General features: G+C 57.4%; 26 protein-coding genes and 1 pseudogene. 12 read left to right on the top strand and 15 right to left on the bottom strand.

The genetic code is table 11. The features are described from left to right. Positions 1–61 precede the first annotated feature (61 nt). The 7 genes and pseudogenes from infC to cobA all read right to left on the bottom strand — a co-directional run. Positions 62–610 (bottom strand): translation initiation factor IF-3, encoded by a 549-nt coding sequence (gene infC, locus DS906_RS03640; RefSeq protein ID WP_058278178.1) that lies wholly within the window; start codon positions 608–610, stop codon positions 62–64. A 160-nt stretch (positions 611–770) separates the two neighbouring features. After that, positions 771–1,604 (bottom strand): ferredoxin--NADP reductase, encoded by an 834-nt coding sequence (locus DS906_RS03635; RefSeq protein WP_113789088.1) that lies wholly within the window; start codon positions 1,602–1,604, stop codon positions 771–773. A 107-nt stretch (positions 1,605–1,711) separates the two neighbouring features. Continuing rightward, on the bottom strand, positions 1,712–2,119 hold the full coding sequence (locus DS906_RS03630; RefSeq protein WP_113788883.1) for a DUF934 domain-containing protein: 408 nt from the start codon (positions 2,117–2,119) through the stop codon (positions 1,712–1,714). Continuing rightward, entirely contained in the window at positions 2,116–2,877 is a 762-nt protein-coding gene (locus tag DS906_RS03625) for a phosphoadenylyl-sulfate reductase (protein WP_113788882.1), read from the bottom strand. Before DS906_RS03625 ends, DS906_RS03630 begins: the two co-directional genes overlap by 4 nt. After that, entirely contained in the window at positions 2,867–4,531 is a 1,665-nt protein-coding gene (locus tag DS906_RS03620; RefSeq protein ID WP_113788881.1) for a nitrite/sulfite reductase, read from the bottom strand. The genes DS906_RS03625 and DS906_RS03620 overlap by 11 nt, the downstream gene beginning before the upstream one ends. Before the next feature lie 68 nt (positions 4,532–4,599). After that, positions 4,600–4,914, bottom strand: coding sequence for a DUF2849 domain-containing protein (locus tag DS906_RS03615; RefSeq protein WP_113788880.1), 315 nt, complete (start codon positions 4,912–4,914; stop codon positions 4,600–4,602). Then, positions 4,914–5,660, bottom strand: a pseudogene (gene cobA, locus DS906_RS03610) (uroporphyrinogen-III C-methyltransferase); the annotation flags it as partial. The pseudogene cobA and the gene DS906_RS03615, both read right to left, overlap by 1 nt. A 173-nt stretch (positions 5,661–5,833) precedes the next feature. Between cobA and DS906_RS03605 the strand changes: the two are divergent. Next, positions 5,834–6,313: an Lrp/AsnC family transcriptional regulator gene (locus tag DS906_RS03605; protein ID WP_058271489.1), complete on the top strand. Its 480-nt coding sequence runs from the start codon at positions 5,834–5,836 to the stop codon at positions 6,311–6,313. Here DS906_RS03605 and DS906_RS03600 read toward each other — a convergent pair. Further along, on the bottom strand, positions 6,310–7,491 hold the full coding sequence (locus tag DS906_RS03600; protein WP_113789087.1) for a cytochrome P450: 1,182 nt from the start codon (positions 7,489–7,491) through the stop codon (positions 6,310–6,312). The genes DS906_RS03605 and DS906_RS03600 overlap by 4 nt on opposite strands. A gap of 47 nt (positions 7,492–7,538) precedes the next feature. Here DS906_RS03600 and DS906_RS03595 point away from each other — a divergent pair, with 47 nt between their 5' ends. From DS906_RS03595 to DS906_RS03570, 6 genes are all read left to right on the top strand, one after another. Then, positions 7,539–9,272, top strand: coding sequence for an ATP-binding protein (locus DS906_RS03595; RefSeq protein WP_113788878.1), 1,734 nt, complete (start codon positions 7,539–7,541; stop codon positions 9,270–9,272). After that, a complete protein-coding gene (locus DS906_RS03590; protein ID WP_113788877.1) occupies positions 9,269–10,498 on the top strand; it encodes a sigma-54 dependent transcriptional regulator in 1,230 nt (409 codons plus the stop codon). The genes DS906_RS03595 and DS906_RS03590 overlap by 4 nt, the downstream gene beginning before the upstream one ends. A 348-nt stretch (positions 10,499–10,846) precedes the next feature. After that, positions 10,847–11,848 (top strand): DctP family TRAP transporter solute-binding subunit, encoded by a 1,002-nt coding sequence (locus DS906_RS03585; protein WP_113788876.1) that lies wholly within the window; start codon positions 10,847–10,849, stop codon positions 11,846–11,848. A gap of 115 nt (positions 11,849–11,963) precedes the next feature. Next, positions 11,964–12,641: a TRAP transporter small permease gene (locus DS906_RS03580; protein ID WP_113788875.1), complete on the top strand. Its 678-nt coding sequence runs from the start codon at positions 11,964–11,966 to the stop codon at positions 12,639–12,641. Beyond that, positions 12,641–14,017, top strand: a complete 1,377-nt coding sequence (locus DS906_RS03575) for a TRAP transporter large permease (RefSeq protein ID WP_113788874.1) — start codon at positions 12,641–12,643, stop codon at positions 14,015–14,017. The genes DS906_RS03580 and DS906_RS03575 overlap by 1 nt, the downstream gene beginning before the upstream one ends. A 330-nt stretch (positions 14,018–14,347) precedes the next feature. After that, positions 14,348–14,659 (top strand): multidrug efflux SMR transporter, encoded by a 312-nt coding sequence (locus DS906_RS03570; protein WP_113788873.1) that lies wholly within the window; start codon positions 14,348–14,350, stop codon positions 14,657–14,659. A gap of 2 nt (positions 14,660–14,661) precedes the next feature. On the opposite strand, the gene tpiA is transcribed toward DS906_RS03570, so the two are convergent. Further along, positions 14,662–15,411, bottom strand: coding sequence for a triose-phosphate isomerase (tpiA, locus tag DS906_RS03565; protein WP_113789086.1), 750 nt, complete (start codon positions 15,409–15,411; stop codon positions 14,662–14,664). A 121-nt stretch (positions 15,412–15,532) separates the two neighbouring features. On the opposite strand from tpiA, the gene DS906_RS03560 reads away from it, so the two are divergent. Beyond that, a complete protein-coding gene (locus DS906_RS03560; RefSeq protein WP_113788872.1) occupies positions 15,533–16,444 on the top strand; it encodes an isopenicillin N synthase family oxygenase in 912 nt (303 codons plus the stop codon). On the opposite strand, the gene DS906_RS03555 is transcribed toward DS906_RS03560, so the two are convergent. Beyond that, a complete protein-coding gene (locus DS906_RS03555; protein ID WP_058271498.1) occupies positions 16,441–16,806 on the bottom strand; it encodes an iron-sulfur cluster assembly accessory protein in 366 nt (121 codons plus the stop codon). The genes DS906_RS03560 and DS906_RS03555 overlap by 4 nt on opposite strands. 199 nt (positions 16,807–17,005) lie before the next feature. On the opposite strand from DS906_RS03555, the gene DS906_RS03550 reads away from it, so the two are divergent. After that, entirely contained in the window at positions 17,006–17,341 is a 336-nt protein-coding gene (locus DS906_RS03550; RefSeq protein ID WP_233494674.1) for a hypothetical protein, read from the top strand. 98 nt (positions 17,342–17,439) lie between these two features. Here the strand turns inward: DS906_RS03550 and DS906_RS03545 are convergent, their stop codons facing one another. The 3 genes from DS906_RS03545 to DS906_RS03535 all read right to left on the bottom strand — a co-directional run bounded on the left by DS906_RS03545 (position 17,440) and on the right by DS906_RS03535 (position 19,069). Next, positions 17,440–17,802, bottom strand: coding sequence for an SUF system Fe-S cluster assembly protein (locus DS906_RS03545; RefSeq protein ID WP_113788871.1), 363 nt, complete (start codon positions 17,800–17,802; stop codon positions 17,440–17,442). Positions 17,803–17,900: 98 nt separating this feature from the next. After that, positions 17,901–18,179, bottom strand: a complete 279-nt coding sequence (locus DS906_RS03540) for an NfeD family protein (protein ID WP_113788870.1) — start codon at positions 18,177–18,179, stop codon at positions 17,901–17,903. Continuing rightward, positions 18,179–19,069 (bottom strand): SPFH domain-containing protein, encoded by an 891-nt coding sequence (locus DS906_RS03535; protein ID WP_113788869.1) that lies wholly within the window; start codon positions 19,067–19,069, stop codon positions 18,179–18,181. The genes DS906_RS03540 and DS906_RS03535 overlap by 1 nt, the downstream gene beginning before the upstream one ends. Before the next feature lie 176 nt (positions 19,070–19,245). Between DS906_RS03535 and DS906_RS03530 the strand changes: the two genes are divergently transcribed. The 3 genes from DS906_RS03530 (at position 19,246) to lon (ending at position 23,972) form a co-directional block, all read left to right on the top strand. Continuing rightward, positions 19,246–20,157, top strand: coding sequence for a nucleoside hydrolase (locus DS906_RS03530; protein WP_113788868.1), 912 nt, complete (start codon positions 19,246–19,248; stop codon positions 20,155–20,157). A gap of 64 nt (positions 20,158–20,221) precedes the next feature. Continuing rightward, positions 20,222–21,352 (top strand): tRNA guanosine(34) transglycosylase Tgt, encoded by a 1,131-nt coding sequence (tgt, locus tag DS906_RS03525; RefSeq protein WP_113788867.1) that lies wholly within the window; start codon positions 20,222–20,224, stop codon positions 21,350–21,352. Between the two features lie 211 nt (positions 21,353–21,563). Then, a complete protein-coding gene (gene lon, locus DS906_RS03520; protein ID WP_113788866.1) occupies positions 21,564–23,972 on the top strand; it encodes an endopeptidase La in 2,409 nt (802 codons plus the stop codon). A 52-nt stretch (positions 23,973–24,024) separates the two neighbouring features. Here the strand turns inward: lon and DS906_RS03515 are convergent, their stop codons facing one another. After that, positions 24,025–25,122 carry an APC family permease gene (locus DS906_RS03515; protein ID WP_255415366.1) on the bottom strand — a complete coding sequence of 366 codons (1,098 nt, stop codon included), beginning with the start codon at positions 25,120–25,122 and terminating at the stop codon, positions 24,025–24,027. A gap of 87 nt (positions 25,123–25,209) precedes the next feature. Beyond that, positions 25,210–25,384: integrase core domain-containing protein (locus tag DS906_RS03510; protein ID WP_147235144.1), on the bottom strand; the 175-nt coding region annotated here is incomplete at its 5' end.

Below are 25,384 nucleotides of genomic sequence, written 5' to 3'. Positions count from 1 at the left end.
CAACAAAAAAACCCTGTCAGAGCTGATCTGACAGGGTTTCGAATGCGATATGCACAGGGGTTTATTTCTGTGGCAGCGGGCCGATCAGCATGATCATCTGACGGCCTTCCATCTTCGGCATGTTTTCAACCTTGCCGATCTCTTTGGTGTCGGCTGCAACACGTTCCAAAAGCTCACGACCCAAATTTTGGTGCGCCATTTCACGGCCGCGGAAACGCAGGGTCACTTTGACCTTGTCCCCGTTTTCAAGAAATTTGAACACGTTCCGCATTTTCACGTCGTAATCATGAGTGTCAGTGTTGGGTCGGAATTTGACCTCTTTGATCTCAATGATCTTCTGTTTTTTGCGGGCTTCGGCTTCGCGTTTCTGCGTCTCGTATTTGAACTTACCGAAGTCCATGATTTTGCAGACCGGCGGGTTTGCGTTGGGCGAAATTTCGACCAGATCAAGACCGGCATCAACTGCCATCTGCATGGCTTTGGCGGGATGAACCACCCCGACATTTTCACCTTCAGCGCCGATCAGACGGATTTCGGGGGCACGGATCTTATCATTGACGCGGGGGCCGGTGTCTCTTTGCGGCGGCGCGTTGTGAGGTCTGCGGGCTATGGGTTCATTCCTTTGATGATTGCAGAAATTCAAGGCCGGAATTTAGACTGGCCTGCACGCCGATTCAAGCGGCATAAGTGCAGGCCAGTCCGAAAAGTCGGGGTTTGTCAGAGGTTTTTCGCCAGTCCGGGGCCAAATGCCCCGGATCCGGTGCATCGGGTTAACCAACAAAGGCTTTTTCGATGACAAATTCCTTGGGTTCGGAATTAGCACCTTCGCGCAGGTCGAACTCTTCCAGAATCTTTTTGATGTCCAGGTTGAAGGCCAAAGACCCGCAGACCATCGCGCGGTCGGTTTCCGGTTTGATGCCGCCTTCGATGCCCAGATCAGCAAAAACCGTGCCGTCTTTCAGCAATTCGGTGATGCGGCCCATCTTGGGGCTCTCTTCCCGTGTGGTGGTTGGATAATAGCGGATCTTGTCGGCAAAGCCTTCGCCCATCAGTTCGGCCAGCATCTCGTCCTGACGGATGCTTTCGATCAGCTGACGGCCATATTCCAATTCACCCACTTCGCGGCAGGTGTGGGTGATGATGACCTCGTCGTAATCCTCATAGGTCTGCGGTTCGCGCAGCAACGAGGCGAAGGGCGCAAAACCGGTGCCGGTGGCAAAGAACCACAGGCGTTTGCCGGGCAGCAGGGCGTCATGCACCAGCGTGCCAACAGGCTTGGGCCGCAGGATGATCTGATCACCCGGTTTGATGTGCTGCAGTTTCGATGTCAGTGGGCCGTCCTGCACCTTGATTGAATAGAACTCCAGCTCTTCGTCCCAGGATGGCGACGCGATGGAATAGGCGCGCAACAGCGGTTTGCCGTTGTCGCCCAGCAGGCCGATCATCACGAACTCGCCCGAGCGGAAGCGCAGTGAGGCGGGACGCGAGACCTTGAAGGAAAACAGGCTGTCGGTCCAATGTTTGACGTCTGTTACGGTCTGGGCGTCCGGAAGGACGGGTGCCTTGACGGCGGTTGCTTCGGTCACGGGTTTCATCTCTGTCATCGTTTCACTGTCGGCTAGGTAAACCGACATCTCCGTTTAATCTTTGATCCAAGTCAGGAAAAGGGGCTAAATGCCCCTTTTCAGTCACAAGCTGGCGATTGGCGGGGTCAGCCGCGCAGGCGGGCTTGATAGCTATGATCTTTCCAGTTGGCGCGGGCCAACCACTGATCTTCGGGCTGGCGATTGGCCAGTGCGTCATCGATTTCGACCTCATCGAACCCACTGCGGCGTGCCATGGCATATTGGTCGGCCAGAACGTGGCCTCTGGCCCGCAGGCGGCCTGTGAAACCTTTCAGGCGCAGCACGCGCGCGATGGTAAAGCCGCGGCCATCCGCCGAAGACGGGAAGTCCACGCGGACCATGCGGGCGCTGCCCAGGCGGTCAACCAGTTCATCAGGATCAGTGTCCGAGGCCACGTCCAGCGCAACCACATCATTGGCAGCGTCCTCAAGCGTAACAAAGCCGTCTGTCCAGTCGTCAGGGGCGAACCCCTCATCCGTTACGATTACGTTCATGTTTTCTCTCCAGCGCGCACCATCTTGCCGTCGACAAAATGGATGCCGCATTCTTCTTTGTTCTGATCGCGCCAGCGTCCGGCGCGGGGGTCTTCGCCTTCTTTGATCGGCGAGGTGCAGGGCGCACAACCGATCGAGGGGTAACCTTTGGCCACCAGCGGATGCCGGGGCAGGTTGTTTTCATCCATATAAGCGCGCACGTCTTCGGGCGCCCAATGGGCCAGTGGGTTCACCTTGATCCGGCCAGTGCCGTCTTCGACCTCAAAGAAGTTAAGCGCGGCGCGTGTGCCAGACTGGAACCGCTTCCGACCCGAGATCCAGCCGTCATAGCCCGCCAAAGCACGCTGCAGCGGGAAGGTTTTGCGCAAGTTGCAGCAGGCATCCGTGTCGCTAAGGCGCAAAGCGCCGTATGGGTCTTCGCGCTGAACATCCTCATCATTTGCGCGGATGATGTGAACGTTCTTCAGGCCAAGCCGATCAGAAACGTCCTGCTGGTATTCCAGCGTTTCGGTGAACAGCATCTGCGTGTCGACGAACAGGACCGGCGTGGCTTTGTCGACCACGGCTGCCATGTGCAGCAATACCACCGATTCCGCCCCGAAGCTGGAGACCAAAGCAAGCTCTTCGATTGCCTCCAACGCGCCATGCATGGCGTCATGGGCACTGTGGTGGCAGAACTGGGTGTTCAGCGCTTCGACCTTTTCGGTCAGCTCTGCGCGGTCGGCCCCCAGTTCCGTCTGGATCAGGTCAAGCGGCATTCGCTCGCGCCTCGGGGTAGAGGGCTGTCTTGAACGGTGCCATGCCTACGCGGCGATAGGTTTCAAGGAATGTCTCTTCGGCGCTGTCACGCTGTTCCAGATAGGTTTCGACGATACGTTCAACCGCCGGAACGATCTCATCATAGGCAAAGCCCGGACCGGTGCGGTCACCAACGGCCGCAGTTTCAGTCGCGTCACCACCCAGAGTGATCTGGTAGTTCTCGACGCCTGCGCGATCCAGACCCAGGATGCCGATGTGACCGACGTGGTGGTGACCACATGCGTTGATGCAGCCCGAGATCTTGATCTTCAGGTGACCGATATCATGCTCAAGCTTCAGATCATCGAAACGGGTCGCGATTTCCTGTGCAACCGGGATCGAACGCGCCGTTGCCAGCGCGCAGTAATCCATGCCGGGGCAGGCGATGATGTCGCTGATCAGGCCGATATTGGCGGTGGCCAACTCATGCTCTTTCAGGCGAGCATGGATCGCGGGCAGGTCCGATTTGTGGACATGCGGCAGGATCACGTTCTGCTCATGGCTGATGCGCAGCTCGTCATAGGCGAACTCTTCGGCCAGATCGGCCATCACACGCATCTGCTCAGCCGTCGCGTCGCCCGGAGTATGACCGTGTTTCTTGATCGAGATCGTGACAATCGCGTGGTCCGCGTTCTTGTGCGGCGCGATGTTGGTGTCGACCCACGACCGGAAGACCGGATCGTTGGTGTAGGCGCTTTCAAACGACGCAACCGATGCTTCACGGAAGGTTGGCGGCGCAAAGTGGCCCTTGATCTCTTCCAACAAGTTCATATCCGCGCCTTTGAACTGCGGGCGAACCTTCAGGAAACGCTCGTTGACCTTGGCGCGGATAGCGTCGATGCCATGCTCATGCACGGTGATCTTGATGCGCGCCTTGTACTTGTTGTCGCGGCGGCCGATCTGGTTCCAGACCGAAACGGTGGCTTCGAGATACGCCAGCAGGTCGTCAAAGGCGACGAACTCGGACAGTTCCTTGCCGATCATCGGTGTACGGCCCAGGCCACCACCCACGATAACGCGGGCACCCAGAACGCCGTCACGCTCGACCAGTTGCAGTCCGATGTCATGCGCCTTGATCACGGCGCGGTCGTTTTCCGAACCGGTGATGGCGATCTTGAACTTACGCGGCATGAACTGGAATTCCGGGTGGTCGGTGGACCACTGGCGCAGCAGCTCGGCGTAGGGGCGCGGATCAGCGACCTCATCCGCGGCGGCACCGGCGAAATGGTCGGCGGTCACGTTGCGGATGGTATTGCCCGATGTCTGAATGGCGTGCATGCCAACCTCGGCCAGCGCGTCCAACATATCCGGCACATCGTTCAGTTTCGGCCAGTTGTACTGGATATTCTGGCGGGTGGTGAAATGCCCGTAGCCTTTGTCCCACTTTTCAGCCAGCAGGGCCAGTTGACGCATCTGCCCGCTGGACAGCGTGCCATAGGGGATGGCGACCCGCAGCATGTAGGCGTGCAGCTGCAGGTACAGGCCGTTCATCAGGCGCAGGGGCTTGAATTCATCCTCGGTCAGCGAGCCGTCAATGCGGCGCTCGACCTGCGCGCGAAACTGCGCGTTACGTTCTGCCAAAAATGCTGTGTCGAACTCGGAGTAGCGATACATGATTAGCTGTCCTTAGTTGCAGCCCCGAACCTTGGGGCCTTGAGAAGGGGAGAGAGACGGGCCAGAGGTCAGGCTCGGGGCTGCGGGGAAGTTTCCTGTTTGCCGTGGGCATAGTTGGACGGACCAGTGCGGCGGAAGTCTTCCCGGAAATGGGTGGGCTCGGGGCCATCTTCGCCGGCAATGGCGTCGGCCAGATATGCCCCAACGATCTTGTTGGCCTGGCGCGAGGCATCCAGAAGACGGACCTGCGCGTGGGCTTCGTCGGTGATCAACTCGGCCTCGGTCAGTTCGCGTGACCACTGATCGTCTTCGGTCAAATAGATGACGTCGCCGTCCAACAGGTCGTTGGCGGTCACCACTTTGGGGGTAAAAGCGCGGGCCATCAGGCGTGCTCCTTCTTAAATTCGGTCAGGGCCGCGTTCGCTTGGCGCGGGGCGAGGCCAAAAAAGGTCAGGGTGGGGCCATCCATATCGGCGGCGTTCAAATCGGTGGGCAACTGGTCCAGCGTTGTTTCCAGAATGCGCTGATCGGGGCGCGTGGCGTTTTCGATCAGCGTCACCGGTGTTTGGCGATCAGCACCGTGCATGATCAGGCGGCCCTGAATGAAACGAGCGGACTTTTTGCCCATGTAAATCGCAGCCACCGAACCGGTGCGCGCCAACGCGGACCAGTCGTGATCCGCAAAACCCTTCATGTCGTGGCCGGTCAGAAAACGGACCGAAGAATTGCGCCCACGCCGTGTCAGGCTTTGACCAATTCCGGCAACCGCTGCCGATGCAGCTGTGATGCCCGGTACGATCCGCCACGAGATACCAGCAGCCTCAACCGCCTCGATCTCTTCGTCCAGACGTCCAAACACGGTCGGATCGCCGGACTTCAGGCGCACGACGCGCTGACCTTTCAGTGCGTGCTCAACCAGCAGGGCGTCAATGTCTTCCTGTTTCCAAGATGGGCCGAAACCGGCCTTACCAACATCGACCAGAACACCGGTCTTTCCGGCCAATGCCAGGACCTCATCACTGATCAAGCGGTCATGCAGAACAACATCCGCGCGCTCGAAGGCTTTCAGCGCCTTGAGCGTCAGCAATTCCGGATCGCCCGGACCCGCGCCGACAAAGTCGACATGTCCTGTGCCATCATATGATTGCGTAAGCTGCATTTCGTGTCCCGAGTGTGGTTTGACTTGTGTTGCAATATAGGAAATATTCCCGCCAATACGCCATATAGGCGAGCAAATAAGGACAAATGTTCCACGCCAACGGCAAAACGGGACATTGGTTTCGAAACGAAGGGAATTTTGGAATGTCGGTGCGGATTGACGATACGGATCGGAAAATTTTGGTCGAGCTGCAGCGGGACGCCAGTCAATCGCTGGACGAAATAGCCGCTCGTGTCGGCAGTTCCAAGACCCCGGTCTGGAATCGGATACGCAAACTGAAAGGGGCCGGAGTGATCGGCCAGCAGACCGTTTTACTGGACGCCGAAGCGCTGGGATTTGAAGCCACATTTTTTGTTCTGATCCGAACGTCGGAACATGAGGCTGACTGGCAGCACAAGTTCCTGAAAGCTCTGCGGGACAGGCCCGAAGTGCAAGAGGCGCATCGGCTGGCAGGGGACATCGACTATATCCTGAAGGTGCGGGTCAAGAACGCGCGTGCCTATGACGAATTCTATCAGGCGCTGATTTCAGAAGTGCGCGTTCACAACGTGACCGCCTTGCTGTCGATGGAAGAGATCAAGTCCACCACCATGTTGCCTCTGAAAGCGCTGATCGAAAGCTAGATCTGCACCATCAATTTGGTCAGCCCGTGGAAATGGTAAGTGTTCGAATACTCGGGCTCGGTGCTCAATCGCAGGTTCGGGTATCTGTCGAATAGCGTGGATAGTGCGATTCGCATTTCCATCCGTGCCAGGGGGGCACCAACACAGAAATGTAGTCCGCCACCGAAACTGGTGTTCGTGACGATGGCGCGGGTGGGATCAAACCTGTCCGGGTCGCTCCAGACTGCTGGATCCCGGTTCACCGCGCCCAGCAGCAATGCGACCTCGTCGCCACGCCTGAAACTGTGCCCAAATGCGTCGATGTCTTCATAGGCATAGCGGGTGAACATGTGTAGCGGCGGGTCAAAGCGCAAAATCTCTTCTACCGTGCGGTCGATGCTGTCCGGCGCAAAGTACTGCGGTCCGATGCCATTTTGCAAAACGGTCTTCACGCCGTTTCCAAGTGAATGCACGGTCGCTTCGTGCCCGGCATTCAAAAGCAGAATGCAGGTGGCGACCAGCTCTTCGCGTGAAAGCTTTTCGCCATCCTCTTCGGCCACGATCAACCGTGTGATCAGATCGTCCTGCGGATCGCTGCGGCGTTGCTCGATGTAGCCGGTCAGAAAGTCGGTGAATGCTTGGGAAGAGGCTGCGGCAGCGGTCTCTGTCTCGGGCGTACGGCTGGCTTGGTACATTGCCACCATATCATGTGACCAGCGTAGCAGGCTGGGTGACATATCCTCGGGCACGCCCAAGAGGCGACAGATCGTGATGACCGGAACTTGGGTGCAAAAGGTAGAAAGCAAATCGAACGGCTGGTCGGGAAATGCGTCTATCAAAGAATGGGTTAGGTCGTGGATCGAAGGTTCCAGCGCCGCAATAGCACGCGACGTGAATGCCCGCATCACCAATGCACGCAAGCGTGTGTGTCTTGGCGGTTCGGCTTCCAGCAACGAATGCGCCTCGACGGCCAGCCAAGGGGCAAGATGCGCCGGACCTGGGGTTTGCATTTCTTCGGGTACTTCCCGGCCAAAGCGGCGGTCTTTCAAAAGCGCCGAGACCGCCCGCTGTGATATAGCGGTGACTTTCCCATAATCGTCCCAATAGACCAGATCACCGCACGCGCGGGCCTGATCATAGAACGGGTAGGGGTTTTGCACGAATTCCGGATCGACCGGAGATTGAGATACCGTCTTCATGCGGCGCAGACTTGCCATGCGGCGCGCCGAATGCAAGACCCTATGTCATGCAGCGCGTTTGGGTCATTCTGGGATTTTTGTTTGCTGTCGGTCTGTTGACCGTCGGGGTTTGGTCCTATGGCTACCGCCAAGCGCTGTCGCAGCTCAGTGAAAAGGCTGAAGCGGATCTTGAACTGGCTGCCGACCGTCTTAGCACTCAGATGCAAGTTTACCAGGAACTGGCCGTACTGATGGCCACGCATCCGGTTCTGCGCACCCTTGAGACCCCGGGGCAACAAGAGGCAGCGCGCGCGACATTGCTGGATGTCGCCGACAAAACCTCGGCCGTCAACATGTTGTATCTTGACCGAAGCGGGCAGGTGCTGGCCTCGGCGCAGCCGGTTGTGTGGCCAAACATGGCGGACCACCCCGCGTTTCGGCGCGCATTGCAGGGCGCAATGGGCAGTGCGCATGGGGTTGTGGAAAGCAGCGGAGATCGCACTTATTCTTACGCCGCCCCGGCCTTTGGTCCTGCTGGTCAGGTCCATGGTGTACTGATTGTAGTGGCCGATGTGCAGGACGTGGAACAGACCTGGCGCGGCAGTACCGAGGCGGTGTTCTTCATTGACGGGGACGGTGTCGTCTTTATCTCGAACCGGTCGGACCTGCTGTTTTGGCACCGGGATGAGGGGCAGTTGGGCCTGACACCCCCGGACGGCGGGGCCGTTGATTTCGCCTCGGTTCTGGTTGGCCCGCACGAGGTGTGGCAGCTGAACTGGGGGCGGTATCTACCTAGCCGAGCATTGCACCTGATGCTGGATTTGCCGGTGATCGACATGACGGCTGAGGTTCTGGTGGATGTGGCCCCGGCGCAGCGTTTAGCGGGGTTGCAGGCGGCAACCGTTGCTGCAATCTGTCTGGCCTTCGGCGCGCTGCTGTATCTGGCGACCGAACGCAGGCGCACATTGGCCGAGGCCAACACGATTCTGGAAATCCGGGTCGCGCAACGGACGCATGCGTTGACAGCTGCAAACACCGCACTGCGCCATGAAGTGCGTGAACGTGAAGACGCAGAAGCGGCTCTGAAACACGCTCAGGAAGAGCTGATCCAGGCCGGTAAACTCAGCGCGTTGGGTCAGATGTCGGCCGGTATTAGTCACGAATTGAACCAACCGCTGATGGCGATCCAGCAATTCGCCGACAATGGCGCGGCTTTTCTATCCCGCGGCCGGGATGAGAAAGCGTCGGAGAACCTGACGCGTATCTCTGCTATGGCGGCGCGCATGGCGCGTATCATCAAGAACCTGCGCGCCTTTTCGCGCAACGAAAGTGAACCGATGGGTAAGGTTAACCTGGTTCAGGTGATCGATACGGCGGTCGAGTTGACCGAGGCGCGATTGCGAACTGAGGATGTCCGTATGGATTGGGCCCCGCCCAATAACCCTGTTTACGCATGGGGCGGCGAAGTGCGGTTGGTTCAGGTGTTCGTCAACCTGATTAACAATGCCGCCGACGCGATGAGTGGGCAAGATGACCGCCTCATTCGCATTGCGATCGACCGCGGCGACAAGTTGGCCGTGACTGTCCGCGATATGGGCCCGGGCATCGAAAACTCGGAAAAACTGTTCGAACCGTTCTATACGACCAAGGCTGTCGGATCCTCTGAGGGGATGGGGCTTGGGCTTTCGATCTCGTATGGTTTGGTGCAAAGCTTTGGGGGTAATATCCGGGGTACAAATCTGGACACCGGGGCGCTATTCACGGTCGAGCTTGAGCCTTTCACGGAGCACGAGGTCGCATGACGCGGAAAATCCTACTGGTTGATGATGACGCTGCCGTCCGCGAAGCTTTGGCGCAAACGCTTGAGCTGGCTGACTATGATCCGGTCACAGCGGGGTCCTTTGTAGCAGCAAAAGACCATATTCGCGCGGATTTTCCCGGCGTGATCGTGTCGGATATCCGTATGCCGGGCCGGGACGGGTTTCATCTGCTGAACTACGCGCGTGAGGTTGATCCAGACTTGCCCGTTGTCCTGTTGACCGGTGAGGGCGATATCCCGATGGCGGTGCAGGCCATGGGACAGGGGGCTTTTGATTTTCTGGAAAAGCCATGTGCGGCGGCGGACCTACTGTCCGTGTTGGAACGTGCCTTTGACGCGCGCGCGCAGGTGATCGAACAGCGTGCCCTCAAATCAGAGCTTGAGCGCGGCGACCCTGCAGCGCGGCTTTTGTTCGGTCTGTCCGCACAGGCCGAGGCCCTGCGTGAACGGGTCCGATCCGTCGCCCCCACCGGGGCTGAGGTTCTGGTAACCGGGCCACCGGGCAGCGGGATATCGAAAGTGGCCGAAGTCGTGCATCTGATGTCGCCGGTCGGGCAGGGGCCGTTCGTCAAACTCCCGGCCTCAGGGCTGACGCCCGAAGGATTGACGCGCGTGTACGAAGATGCAGCCGGTGGATCATTGTTCTTGGATGAGGTTTCGGCCATGCCAGACGCCACGCAGTACGCCGCGCTTGAAATGGTAGAACAGGGCACTGGTTCAAGGATCGTCGCGGGAACAACCGCTGATCTGGCCGCGCTGTCAGAGCAGGGCAAATTCAATGCCGACCTGTTCTATCGTATGGACGTCATGCGCGTGCGCATCCCGTCACTGGCGGAACGACCGGAAGATATTCCAGTGATCTTTCGCCATTATGTCGCGCAAGCGGCAGAACAGGCGGGCATTGCCGAGCCCGAGATTACCTCGGAGCAACTTGCGTCATTGATGGCCAGCGATTGGCCGGGCAATGCTAGGTCCCTGATGTCGGCGGCGATGCGGTTCGTATTGGGTATGCCGGAAGAGGTGGCACGTGCCGCTGATCTGGGACTAAGCGAGCAAATGGCGCGAGTGGAGCGGTCGTTGCTGATTGCGGCGCTGGGTCGGCACAATGGCAAAGCCTCGGATGCGGCAAAAGCGTTGAAACTGCCGCGCAAGACTTTTTACGACAAACTTGCGCGCTATCAGATTCGCCCAGAAGACTATCGGCGCTAACGGGAGCTCCCGCCGCCTTTGGCTGCATTATCATGCATTTAAAGGCGTTGGGCCGGGCAGCCTGCTTCCGCAGGCTGCGGGTGGTCGTTCGATCTGATTCGAAGTGCGTGCGGAAATCCGCACATCCGGGGAAATAGATGTGCGGAATTTCGCACAGCAAGCAGCGCCACTGCCTTTTGATGGCGGAGAAGTGCCTTCTAACAGTAGGAAATAAAACAAAAATAATTGAAAATTTCGATTTTCGAACAAAAAGTTGAGCGGTGCCCCTTGATTCGCTTCACTGCGCCATATGAGACGCCGATCCGGCGTTGACTGAAGGTTTCATGGAAGTCTGGGAGGAAAAGACAAATGAAATTCCTGACAACTGCCGCTACCGCGCTGGCGTTGAGTGTTACAGCAACCGCCGGTATGGCCGCGTGTGATGACGGCGAGATTGTCGTCAAGTTCGCGCATGTCACGAACAGTGACAAACACCCCAAGGGCATCGCGGCATCGCTGCTGGAGCAGCGCGTCAATGACGAGATGAATGGCGTGATGTGCATTGAGGTCTATCCGAACTCGACGCTCTATAATGATGACAAGGTGCTTGAAGCGATGCTTCAAGGCGACGTCCAGCTGGCCGCGCCGTCGTTGTCGAAATTCGAGAAGTTTACCAAACAGTTCCGTCTGTTCGACCTGCCGTTCATGTTCAAGAACATCGACGCAGTTGATGCATTCCAAGCTTCGGCTGACGGTCAGGCGATGAAAGACAGCATGCAGCGCCGCGGCCTGCAAGGGTTGGCGTTCTGGCACAATGGTATGAAGCAGATGTCGGCCAATAAACCGCTTGAGGCTCCGTCGGATGCCGAAGGCCTAAAATTCCGCGTTCAATCCTCGGACGTTCTGGTTGCCCAAATGGAAGCCATTGGTGGCAGCCCGCAGAAAATGGCGTTCTCGGAAGTTTACGGCGCGCTGCAACAGGGCGTTGTGGATGGCCAAGAAAACACCTGGTCGAACATCTATGGCAAAAAGTTCTTCGAAGTGCAGGACGGTATCACCGAGACCAACCACGGCATCATCGACTATCTGGTTGTGACATCGGTTGATTGGCTGGACAGCCTTGATCCCGAGGTGCGCGATCAGTTCCTGACCATTCTGGGCGAAGTGACTGAGACAAGGAACAAGGAAGCCTTCTCGGTGAACGAAGCAGCCAAGGCTTCAATCACTGATGCCGGCGGCATCATCCGCGAACTGAACCCCGAACAGCGTCAGGCCTGGGTCGATACGATGAAGCCCGTTTGGGACCAGTTTTCCGACGACGTAGGTCAGGATAAGATCGACGCCGCTCAGGCCATCAACGCCGGGTTCTGATCCCGGTTGAGGCCGCGTGTCTTAAGACTGGGGAGTGGCGGACACGCAGGCCGGGCGGGCCGAAATTTGGCCCGCCACACCCAACTCTCATCACCAATAATGTGGGGACAGAAAAATGTCTGGTTCGAAACTCGGCCAAGGCGGGCTGATCGACCATATCGAAGAGACCCTGATTGCGGCGCTGTTAGGCCTGATGACGGTCGTGACCTTCGCCAATGTGATCGCGCGGTTTGTCTTCAATTCCAACATCTTATGGGCACTGGAGCTGACGGTGTTCACCTTTGGCTGGCTGGTGTTGCTGGGTGCGTCTTATGCGGTCAAAAAGCACGCACATCTGGGGGTGGATGCGATCCTGAACATGTTGGCCCCGGCGCCGCGCCGTATTCTGGCGCTGATCTCGGTGGCGTGTTGTCTGGTGTTCTCACTTTTGCTGCTGAAAGGGTCGTATGACTACTGGGCCGTGTTTGCGGACCTGCCGCCCACATCCGGTCGCTGGTTCCCGACTGGGTTCAATTTCGATGCACGCAGCCAGAGTTTCTATGAAGTTGACGATATTCCCATGGTCGCGCCACTGCGCTTCCTCGAGGATCTGATCAACTACGGCGAGGGCTATGAGAAGCTGCCCAAGGTGGTGCCCTATCTGGTGCTGCCGGTGTCGATGTTGCTGCTGGTGATCCGTTTTTCGCAGGTCGCAGTACAAGTTTGGCGTGGTGAGACCGACCGTCTTGTCGCCAGCCACGAAGTCGAGGACGAGATCGAAGAAGTCCGGGCTCAACAAGGAGAGCATGACTGATGGACGTTATTCTTCTTTTCTCGATGGTCATTGGCCTGCTGCTGATCGGTGTGCCGATTGCGGTCGCACTTGGCCTCAGTTCGACCATGTTCCTGTTGATCTATTCCGACAGTTCGCTGGCGTCGGTCGCAGGTACGCTGTTTGAGGCATTCGAAGGGCACTTTACGCTGCTGGCGATCCCGTTCTTCATTCTGGCCTCGTCCTTCATGACAACGGGCGGCGTGGCACGACGGATCATCCGATTCTCGATTGCCTGCGTCGGACACCTGCCGGGCGGTCTGGCTATCGCGGGCGTATTTGCCTGTATGATGTTCGCGGCGCTTTCAGGGTCTTCTCCGGCCACTGTGGTCGCCATCGGTTCCATTGTAATCGCCGGAATGCGGCAGGTTGGATACTCGAAAGAGTTCGCCGCCGGGGTGATCTGCAACGCGGGCACGCTGGGCATTCTGATTCCGCCATCCATTGTGATGGTGGTCTATGCTGCTGCGGTCGAAGTCTCGGTCGGTCGGATGTTCCTTGCGGGCGTGATTCCCGGCCTGTTGGCGGGGCTGATGCTGATGGTCACGATCTACGTCATGGCCAAGGTCAAGAACCTGCCGAAAGGTGACTGGAAGGGGTGGGGCGAAGTCTTTACCTCGGCGCGCGAAGCTGGTTGGGGTCTGTTCCTGATCGTGATTATTCTGGGTGGTATCTATGGCGGTATCTTTACCCCGACCGAGGCCGCTGCGGTTGCTGCCGTTTATGCCTTCTTCATCGCCAGTTTTGTCTACAAGGACATGGGGCCGCTAAGCACCGATGGGAATACGCAGAAAATCCCACTGTTGAAAAAGCCCTATGCTCTGGTCACCGCGTTCTTCCACCCCGATACCAAGCACACCTTGTTCGAGGCCGGCAAGCTGACTGTGACATTGCTGTTTGTCATCGCCAACGCGCTGATCCTCAAACACGTTCTGACCGATGAGCAGGTACCACAGCATATTGCCAATGCGATGCTGTCTGCAGGTCTGGGACCGGTTACTTTCCTGATCGTGGTCAACGTGATCCTGCTGATCGGTGGTCAGTTCATGGAACCTTCGGGCTTGTTGGTCATCGTGGCGCCTTTAGTGTTCCCGATCGCCATCGAGTTGGGCATCGACCCTATCCATCTGGGCATCATCATGGTGGTCAACATGGAAATTGGGATGATCACCCCGCCGGTCGGTCTGAACCTCTTCGTCACCTCGGGCGTTGCCGGAATGCCGATGATGAGCGTTGTGAAGGCGGCGCTGCCGTTCCTGGCCGTATTGTTCGTCTTCCTGATCATGGTGACGTACATACCGTGGATTTCGACTTACCTGCCCAACACCTTTATGGGGCCGGAAATCGTGACGAACTAGCGGGCCTGACCGCTACAAGACAAGGCCGGGTCTATGCCAGACCCGGCCTTTTTTTGTGCCGCCATTCTTAAAGTATTCCGCGCCCCACGCGAACCCGCGATAGGTGCGGCGACGGCGTGACCTCCATTAACGGATGCTGCCATCTGGGGCATGGATCACCGAAGGGCGCGACACTAGCTAGGTTTTTTGTTTCGCACCCCTGTGGAGATTATGATCTGCACGCCGCGCCCTCTTGAATACTGGGCAAGAGAATTTATGTACGGGAAAGAGGACGACCTCGCCTTGTTGGCTGATCATTCGGGACGACCCGAAGAGATATGAGGTGTCCAAATGCCCTGGATATTCTTGTTATTCGCCGGTCTGCTTGAAATTGTTTGGGCCGTGGCGATGAAGCAATCTGCGGGCTTCACGCGCCTATTGCCAACGGCGGTAATGGGTGTGTCGATGATCGCATCGTTTGGTTTGCTGGCCCTTGCGATGCGGGATCTGCCCCTGGGAACGGCTTATACGATCTGGACCGGTATTGGCGCAGTCGGTGCCTTCATGGTCGGCGTGATGTTTTTGGGTGAGGCGCTGACCGCGCCCCGCCTGATCGCGGCGGCCCTGATTGTGGCCGGGTTGGTGACGATGAAATTGGCCTGAACTCAGGACTTTTGCAGGGCGTCGATAATGCCGGAAAAGTCCTCGGCCTTCAGGCTTGCGCCGCCCACCAGTGCCCCGTCCACGTTGGAGACGGCAAAGATTTCGGCTGCGTTGCCCGGTTTGACCGAACCGCCATAAAGCAACCGGACCGAGCGGCCGACGCCTTCGCCAAATCGACGTTCCAAGCGGTTTCGGATGAAGTCGTGCACTTCTCCGATCTCGTCCAGTGTGGGGACTTTGCCAGTGCCAATGGCCCAGATCGGTTCATAGGCGACAACCAGGTTTTCACCGGTCGACTGATCTGGGATCGAACCAGACATCTGACCGCCGATGATGTCCAACGTGTTCGCGGCCTCGCGTTGTTCCAGGCTTTCGCCGACGCAAATGATGGCCTTCAGGCCTGCGTCCATCGCGGAACGAGCTTTGGCGCGGACATCTTCATTTTGCTCGCCGTGATCTTCGCGCCGTTCTGAATGCCCAAGAATGACGGTGCTTGCCCCGGCATCAACCAGCATCTGGGCACTGACATCGCCAGTATGTGCGCCGGATTCCGCTGCGTGGCAGTCTTGACCGCCGACGGTAATTCCGGTGTCGTTCACCGCCTCTGCCGCGCGATGCAGCAGGGTCGCTGGCGGGCAAATCAGGACGTCCACCGATGCATCAGGAAACGATGTAGCCAGCGACTGAAGCTCGGGCAATGCAGCCGCGGTTCCGTTCATTTTCCAGTTTCCAGCTGCCAGCTTGCGCCGCATAACGCGTACCCCCAAATAAGTCGTTGTTTGCTCATCGGATAGCACCACCAGCCGAGCCTGACAATTCCGGTTGCAAAGGTCGGGCCACAACGGCAGGTTTCGCGTCATTGTGGAGGGCGGCATGATCGACGATCTGGATCTGGGAAAACTGGATGAACGCGAGGCTTCAGAGATGGCAAAGCTGCTACATGCCATTGGTGAAGTTGGGTTTCTAACGGTGTCGAACACCGGGTTGAGCGCGGACCAAGTCCGAAACGTGATCGAGGTGTATCGCGACTTCTTCCATTTGCCGGACGCCCAGAAAAAAACCGTTGATATGGCGATGACGGGTTCAAACCGAGGGTGGGGAGCACCGCGATCAGAACAGGTCGACCCCAAGGCCAATCCGGATTTCAAGGAAGTGTTCGACTGTGGTTACGAATTGCCTGCGGGAAATTCTTATGCCGGAAAAGGGCTTAGTGTGTATGCACCGAACCTGTGGCCGAATAGTCCCTTGGATTTTCAGGATATTATCAGAACTTATTATAGCGACGCTTGCAATGTGGCGATGCGCGTTCTTCGGGCCGTTGCGGTCGCTTTGGGCCTGGATGAACTCAGCTTTGATCGTGCCTTTGACACGCCAATGGCCCTGTTGCGCGGGAACTACTACCCAGAACGCCCGACATGGGCGGGTGATCGGGATTTTGGCATCGGGGCGCATACAGACTACGGGTGCCTGACATTGCTGGCCACGGACGGGGTCTCAGGCCTTGAGGTCCGCATGCCGGATGATCGCTGGCAACCTGTCTCTGCCGCGCCTGGTACCTTCATCATCAACTTTGGAGAGATGCTGGAATTCTGGACCGCCGGAAAAGTCAAAGCCACCGAGCACCGCGTCATAGGCGGGACGCAGGAACGCATTTCGGTCCCGCTGTTCTTTAACCCGTCCTACGACACCAACGTTGCTCCGCCAAGCTCAGGCAAAACGATCAGCGCAGGTGACCATCTTACCCGGCGCTACAACGAAACCTATCTGCACCTGCAGGCGACTTAGTTTTGTGTGGAAAGCGTCTCGTCAAATTTGATGGATTCGCCGCAACCGCAAGCGTCCACAACATTCGGGTTGCGGAACTTGAATCCGGCTTCCAGAAGCGAGACCTCATAGTCGATTTCAGTTCCGAACAAGAACATCTGCGCCATTGGCGCGATCATGATGCGGGCACCGTCCTGTTCGACCACTTCGTCGTTGGTATCGGCTTCATCCACGTAGTCCATGGTGTATTCCATGCCGGCGCAGCCGCCTTTTTTGACGCCAATGCGCAAACCGGCATGACCGCCGGTCGCCATCAGGCGCGCGATCTGCTCGGCCGCTTTGGTCGTCATTGTAACGGCCTGTTTGCCGGGAATGCCAAACATGATGGTCTCCGTTGTGCTACGTTATCCCCAATCTAGGGCCGAGAGGCGTCAGGCTCAAGACATAGCAGACCTGCTGACCTAAGTTTTACCAGCGGTGACGTTGCCAGACGACCAATTGCCACAGCGAACTTGCGTCCCTCACGGTCTTCGCCTTAGCCTGACGATTGAAACAAGATATTTGAGCGAAGGGCGAAAGAAGATGATGAAGGACAGGAATTTTCACAAAAAAATCATCGCGATGCAAGTTGCAGCTGCAGTCTTTCTGACCGCAGGTCTGGCACATGCAACAACTGATGGCGCACGGCATCCGGTGAATTGCGCAACCGCCGAGGGGGATCTTCGGGCCATCGCCGCAGAAAAGAAGCACGCAGAAGACCAGCAGGCAGAAAGTATCATTGCGATTACCCCAGCAGGTGCATTGCTGGGACTGGCCACGGGAACCGAGCAAAAAAGGCTCAGCATGTTGAATGGCGATTACGTCAAAGAGCTGGATCAACGCGCGGCCGAGATAAAATCGACCTGCGGCGTGGAATAGGCCGCTCGGGTCCTATGACGTAAAAAGGGCTGCCCTGGTTCATAGACAGCCCTTTTTGTTATCCTTCAATGCCTTACTCAGGGAAGCTGAGCAAAATTCTACATGAAGCCCAGTTCAAGACGTGCTTCGTCTGACATCATCTCCATGCCCCAGGGGGGCTCCCATGTCAGCTCGACGTCAACCTCTTTGACGCCAGCGACCGGTTCGATGGCTTCGACAATCCAGCCCGGCATTTCACCGGCGACCGGGCATCCGGGTGCGGTCAGTGTCATGATGACCTTCACCGCGTTTTCCTTGGTGATGTCGATCGTGTAGATCAGACCCAAATCGTAGATATTCACCGGAATCTCGGGATCGAAGACGGATCTGCAAGCCTCGACCACGGAATCGTAGAGTGGATGATCGATGGTCGAAGGCGAGATCAGCGGCGTACCTTCGAACTGTTCACTTGGATGGGTCATTCGTGCCTCGGGGCTGTTACCTGAGAAATTATATAGGGAAAGGCTGGGGCAGCGTCCAGTGGTGCCGTGTGGCCCGCCGGACGCTGCGTCGATTTGGATCAATCGTTGATATCGTGGCGGAAGGTTTTCACCTGGCCGTGGGGCAGGGCGAACATGCGCCGCAGGATCAGCCAAGCCACCAGCGAAAGGGCCGCAAAGATCAACAACAGAACTGCCAGGCTTGGGGCGAAACTGGGGATCACAAGCAAAAGCCCTGTGACCGCCGCGCCAATCGCAAAGCCAAGAAAGATGAACCCCGGCAAGACGATCTCAAGTATGCCCAGAGCCAGCGCTCCGGCTAGCCAGAGCCACCATGTCAGCCAGATGGGGTCGGCCATTACTTTCCTCCTTTCAACATCTTGAAAGCATCGCCAAAGGCCTCAAGCGCATTGGCGGGAACCACGATGGTCTGCGAACCAGTGCCGTTACCCAGCGCGTTCAGAGCTTCGACTTGCTTCAATGCGACCTGATATTGGGCGGCCTCGATACCATTGTCCTGAATGGCCTTGGCGACCACGCCGGTTGCATAAGCTTCAGCTTCGGCCTGGATGCGGCGGGCTTTTGCGGTCTGCTCGGCCGCGTAGAGTTCCGCGTCGGCATTCAATTCGACCGAACGTTTCTGACCTTCAGCCTCGGTCACCTGCGCGCGGCGGGCACGTTCCGCGTTCAACTGCTGCAACATGGCATCGCGTGTGGCCTGATCCAGATTTACGTCCAGAATCTCGGCGCGGGTGACTTCGATGCCCCAGTCGTCAACGGCAGTTTCGACGCTTTCCTGAATACGATCAATCAGTTGAGACCTGTTGGACTGAACCTCATCCAGGTCCATTTTACCGATTTCCGCCCGCACGATCCCGGCCACGGTTGTTGCAATCGCACCGTCGACGTCACGGATACGGTACACGGTCTTTTCCGGTTCAAGAATACGGTAAAACACCGAAGTATCGATCTGAACCAGAACGTTGTCCTTGGTGATCGCGTCCTGCGTCGCATTCGGCAGCTGGCGTTCAAGAATGGATATCTTGTGACGCGCAACATCCAGAAAAGGAACGATAAAGTTGATTCCGGGGCCAAGCACAGAGTGCAGGCGGCCAAAGCGTTCAACCACGTACTTTTCGGACTGAGGCACAATTTTGATGCCTTTGAAAATAACGACGACAATCAGAACTGCCGCGAGCAAGTAAATGATGTTCGATGTTAGCAACCCAATGATCTGTTCTTCGGTCATATCTGTCCTCTGTATTATTGTGTACTATGGTATACACTTGGGGATTGACTCGCCCATTTTCAACTCTGGTATGGCGGGAATGGGGATAGATGCAAATCTCTGAAAACGAAGTTGTGGCATGGAATTTTTGAATGTGGCTGCTTTGCATCCGGTTGTGATTGCGCTATCGGGCGGGGATGAAACTGATAATTGATACAGATCCAGGCATCGACGATGCGATGGCCATTGCCTATGCCGCCGCTGCACCAGAAATAGACCTGATCGGCCTGACCACGGTTTTCGGCAACACGCATGTTCACCAATCCAGCCGCAACGCGCGGTTCTTGCTGCATAAACTGGGATTGGACGCGCCAGTGGCCGAGGGTGCTCCGCTTCCAGTGGGTGCCACCACCTACGATCCTTCGGAACATGTGCACGGCCCCGAGGGATTCGGTGATGTGACTGACATCCCGCAGATTGGGGAAAATCACCCCCTGACAGCGGCCGAATTCCTTGTCGAACAGGCGCGGAAACACAAGGGTGAGCTGGTCGTCTGCGCCATTGGTCCGCTGACCAATATCGCTGATGCCATGCGGTTGGATCCCGAGTTTGCAAGTAACATCAAGCGACTGGTGATCATGGGCGGTGCCGTGTTTTGCCCTGGAAACATCACGGAGCATGCTGAAGCCAACATCTATCACGATGCGCAGGCCGCGGATGCAGTGTTCGCGTCTCCGCCAGATACCGTTCTGGTCGGCTTGGATGTCACGCTGAAAACTCTGTACGAGACTGCGGATTTTGATGCTTTGGCGGCGCGTTCCGCTGACATGGGCGGTTTCCTGCGCGACATCTCGAAATTCTACCTGAAGTTCTACAAGGATATTGGCGGTTTGGAGGGGTGTGGCCTGCACGACTCGACGGCTGTGATTGCCTGTACCCACGAACCCATGTTCGAGATAGTCGAAACCGGGCTTCAGGTTGAGGTAGATGGTCCGCAAATCGGGGCAACCCGACCGGATGCCAACAGACCAATGGTGCGCGTATGCCGGGATGTGGATGGGGCAGGGGTTGTCAGCCTGTTCACTGACCGCGTCGCGTCATTGCCCTGACGGCTTGCAATACCAGCGAAGATCGGGCAATTGCTGCCCGGTTCAGCGACCCTGAGGCATCTACATGACAGACCGTTTCTCTTTTGACCTGAAGGCCACGGACGGCAAGGCCCGTACCGGAGTAATCAACACTCCGCGCGGTGAGGTGCGCACGCCGGCTTTCATGCCAGTTGGCACTGCGGCAACGGTCAAAGCGATGATGCCGGAAAGCGTACGCGCCACGGGGGCAGACATCCTGCTGGGTAACACCTATCACTTGATGCTGCGTCCGACAGCCGAGCGGATCGACCGTTTGGGCGGATTGCACAAGTTCATGAATTGGGAACGGCCGATCCTGACGGATTCCGGTGGGTTCCAGGTTATGTCGCTGGCCGGGTTGCGGAAGCTTACCGAAAAGGGTGTGACCTTCAAATCTCATATCGACGGCTCACGCCACGAATTGACGCCTGAACGGTCGATGGAGATTCAGCGCCTGTTGGGGTCAGACATTGTTATGTGTTTCGACGAGTGCCCGGCGCTGCCCGCTGACCGGGATCGCATTGCCGAGTCGATGCGCCTGTCGATGCGGTGGGCCGAGCGGTCACGTGACGCTTTCGGGGATCGTCCCGGTCATGCCTTGTTCGGCATTCAGCAGGGCGGGCTTGAGCAGGATTTCCGCGAGGAATCGGCCGAGGCGCTGAAGGAGATCGGCTTCGAAGGTTACGCCGTTGGTGGTCTTGCCGTGGGTGAAGGCCAGGAAGCGATGTTCGACGTGCTGGACTTTGCGCCGGATATGCTGCCGGTCGACAAACCTCGTTATTTGATGGGCGTGGGAAAACCGGATGATATCGTCGGCGCCGTTGCGCGCGGCATTGACATGATGGATTGTGTGTTGCCGTCCCGTTCGGGGCGCACGGGCCAGGTATTCACGCGCTACGGCGTGGTGAACATCAAGAATGCCCGCCATTCAGACGATCCGCGCCCGTTGGATGAACACTGCACGTGTCCCGCCTGTTCAAACTACTCCCGCGCTTATCTGCACCACGTGTTCCGTTCGAATGAAATGATTTCGGGTATGCTGCTGACCTGGCATAATCTGCACTATTTCCAAGAGATCATGCAGGGCATGCGCGACGCCATCGCTGCCGGAACATTCGATGCGTGGCAGGTCGAGTTCCACGCACAGCGTGCGCAAGGCGATATTGAGCCTGTTTGATAGGCGCTTGGCGTTTTGGCGATCAAAATCGCCGAATAGTCCATCAGGTGCCTTGCAGTCCCGAACACCTCAGGTCATTCTCACCTTGAGAGATGGCGGTAAGGTTGAAATAGGGCGGTAACTGCCCCACCTTTAACGTCCAAGACAGGAGACGGCCGGGCGTTGCCTCGATGAGGGACCAGAGCCGTCTTGCCAATGATAAGGATAGAGCATGCAAGAGCCCCTGAACTCCTCATACCCAGTGCTGCCGCTGCGCGATATCGTGGTTTTCCCGCATATGATCGTGCCGCTGTTCGTCGGTCGGGAAAAATCCGTCCGGGCGCTGGAAGAAGTGATGCAGGACGACAAGCAGATTCTGTTGTCCAGCCAGATCGACCCGAGCGACGATGACCCAACCGAGGACGGCATCTACCGGTCTGGTGTGCTGGCCAATGTTCTGCAATTGCTGAAATTGCCGGACGGCACAGTGAAGGTGTTGGTCGAGGGCCAAGCCCGCGTGATGATCACGGAATTCCTGGAAAACGAAGAGTTCTTTGAGGCCCGCGCCGAGTATCTGACCGAGATTCCGGGGGACGTAACCACGACCGAAGCGTTGCTGCGCACGGTTACGGATGAATTCGAGCGTTACGCGAAAGTGCGCAAGAACATCCCCGAAGAAGCGTTGACCGCAGTTGGGGAATCCACCGAGCCGGCAAAGCTGGCTGACCTGGTGTCGGGTCACTTGGGTATCGAAGTTGAGCAAAAGCAAGACCTGCTGGAAACCCTCAGCGTCAGCGAGCGGCTTGAGAAGGTCTATGGCCTGATGCAGGGCGAGATGTCGGTTCTGCAGGTCGAGAAAAAGATCAAGACCCGCGTCAAAACCCAGATGGAGAAGACGCAGCGCGAGTACTATCTGAATGAGCAGATGAAAGCCATTCAGAAGGAACTTGGCGATGGCGAGGATGGCAGCAACGAAGTTGCCGAGCTGGAAGCCAAGATCGAAGAGACCAAGCTGTCGAAAGAGGCGCGCGAAAAGGCCGAAGGCGAGCTGAAAAAACTGCGTAACATGAGCCCAATGTCGGCTGAGGCCACCGTCGTACGCAACTATCTGGACTGGATTCTGGCCTTGCCGTGGGGCACGAAATCCCGCGTGAAAAAGGATCTGGGCCGCGCGCAGGACATTCTGGATGCCGATCACTATGGGCTTGAGAAGGTCAAGGAACGGATCGTCGAATATCTGGCTGTTCAGCAGCGTTCGAAAAAGCTGAAGGGCCCGATCATGTGCCTTGTCGGCCCTCCGGGTGTGGGCAAAACCTCGCTTGGTAAGTCGGTTGCACGGGCCACGGGACGCGAGTTCATTCGCATCTCGCTGGGCGGTGTGCGTGACGAGTCCGAGATCCGTGGCCACCGTCGGACTTACATTGGGTCGATGCCCGGCAAGATCATCCAGGCGCTGAAAAAGGCGAAGACCACAAACCCGCTCATCCTGCTCGACGAGATCGACAAGATGGGACAGGACTTCCGTGGAGACCCGGCTTCGGCGATGCTCGAGGTGTTGGACCCGGAACAGAACAGTACGTTCATGGACCACTACCTTGAGGTCGAATACGACCTGTCGAACGTGATGTTCCTGACCACGTCCAACAGCTACAACATGCCAGGGCCTTTGCTGGACCGGATGGAGATCATTCCGTTGGCTGGCTACACCGAGGACGAAAAAAGCGAAATCGCCAAGCAGCATCTGATCAGCAAGCAGGTGAAGAACCACGGCCTGAAGGCGAAAGAGTTCGAACTGACCGATGACGCGCTGCATTCGATCATCCGCACTTACACGCGGGAAGCTGGCGTCCGGAACCTAGAACGTGAAATCGCCAAGGTGGCGCGGAAGTCGCTGACCAAGATCATCAAGAAAGAGGCGGACTCGGTCACCGTGACGCCTGACAATCTGGATGAGTTCCTGGGTGTTCCCAAGTTCCGCTATGGTCTGGCTGAGCAGGACGATCAGGTTGGTGTTGTCACCGGTCTGGCGTGGACATCGGTCGGCGGTGATCTGTTGCATATCGAGGCGCTGAAACTGCCGGGCAAGGGTCGGATGAAGACCACCGGCAAGCTGGGCGACGTGATGAAGGAATCCATCGATGCGGCGTCGTCTTATGTGCGGTCGATTTCGCCGCAGATCGGGGTGAAACCGCCCAAGTTCGACAAGATAGACATCCACGTGCACGTGCCGGATGGTGCAACTCCGAAAGACGGGCCCTCGGCCGGTCTGGCCATGGTGACCTCGATCGTATCCGTGCTGACCGGTATCCCGGTTCGCAAGGACATCGCGATGACGGGTGAGGTTTCGTTGCGCGGAAATGCGATGCCGATTGGTGGTTTGAAAGAGAAACTGCTGGCGGCTCTGCGCGGTGGCATCAAGACGGTGTTGATCCCGGAAGAGAACGAAAAGGACCTGGCCGAGATCCCGGACAACGTGAAAGAAGGCCTGAAGATCATTCCGGTCGAGCACGTGTCCGAGGTCCTCAAACAGGCGTTGGTGCGTGAGCCGGAAGCGATTGAGTGGGATGAGGCCGCTGAAGAGGCTGCCGCAGCCGCCGCGAAGGCCACTGAAAGCGCAAGCCCGTCAGCTACGACGCACTAAGCGATAGGCAATAGACAAAGAAAAGGCGGGGTCTTCCCCGCCTTTTTCCTTTTCAGAAGCCGATAACGGGTTTCTTCGGGTCCAGAACCTCTTCCTCGGCGATGTAAGTCTGAAACTTTTTGATGGACAGGGAGGATCGGACCGCTAGACCGAAAATGACGACTGAAAACAGGACGCACAGCAAAATATCCCAGCCAAAGGGGATTTGTTTGAGCGCACCTTCCCCGAACTGTCCCAGAAGCGAGATCAGGCCGATCCCTCCGAAATAGGGAACCAGCCACAGGGCCTCGGTCACGTCCATTTCGTCCAGCCGATTGTGGAACCGTGCCAGTAGAAGAACGAATCCGACGATTAACGCGATGCCAAGCCGCCAAACGGTGTCCCATCCGCTCCAATAAACGATGAGCGTGGCGACAGCGAAGGCCGTGATTGCCACCACTTTGACAAAGGGGATGCGAATGGACCGCGGGTGGTCCGGCATCAGGCGGCGCAAGCACACAACGGCGATTGGCCCAACGGCAAAAGATACGACTATGGCGGCGCCATTTAGGGCAATAACGGTGGTGAACGGGACTGTAAGAAGGAACAGGATTCCGATCAGAAAGTTCAGAGCCAAGGCCCACAAGGGTACCCCAAATGAAGACAATATTTGCAAACGCTTTGGCAGGAACCCGTTCTGTGACAAGGCCAGCGCGATACGCGCGTTCGAGCCGGTGGACACCAAACCGTTGCCGAAGGGGCCAATGACCGAGCCTATGTTCAAAACGCTCAGGAACCAAACGATCCCAACCGATAGGATGACCCCGTCCAATGGCCCCTGACCGCTAAAATTCAGGTTTGCCCAGCCGTTCTTCAGCATCTCCGGGTCAAGCGCGCCGATAAATGCGATCTGCAATCCGACATAGATGGCCGCACACAGAATAATGGACAGTACCAGCGCCGCAGGAATGGCCACTTTGGGGTTTCGAACCTCACCGGCCATATCGACCACATGGCGGAAGCCGATGAAGGAAAAGATGACGCCTCCGGTTGAAACGGCCGCCATAATGCCCTGCAAGCCGTACGGCGCAAAACCATCCGGTTGGGTGAAGTTTCCGGTGTCAAATCGACTTGCGATCAGCAGAACCGACAGCGCGATAGGAATGGCAATTTTGGCCCATGTCTGTCCGTCGGCAGAGTTTTTGGGTCCAAAGGTCGCCTGAACTAAGAGAGTGTCTGGCTCATCTGGTTGGGTTGATTATGCGGCGCGTTGGCTGTGATGCAAGCGGCGCGCTTCGAGCGTCTTTCGTTTGATCTTTTCTCGTTGTTGTAGAATGGCTTTGTCCCGTCCGAAGTAGACGTCGGCAGGTGTGACGTTGTTCAGGCTCTCGTGGTAGCGCTGGTGGTTGTAGTGGTCGACGAAGGCTTCGATC

Origin of the sequence: Ruegeria sp. A3M17, assembly GCF_003318255.1 — a bacterium.
GTDB lineage: Bacteria > Pseudomonadota > Alphaproteobacteria > Rhodobacterales > Rhodobacteraceae > Ruegeria.
Note: the sequence above shows the minus strand (reverse complement) of the source record. Positions and strands in the feature narration are given on the sequence as shown.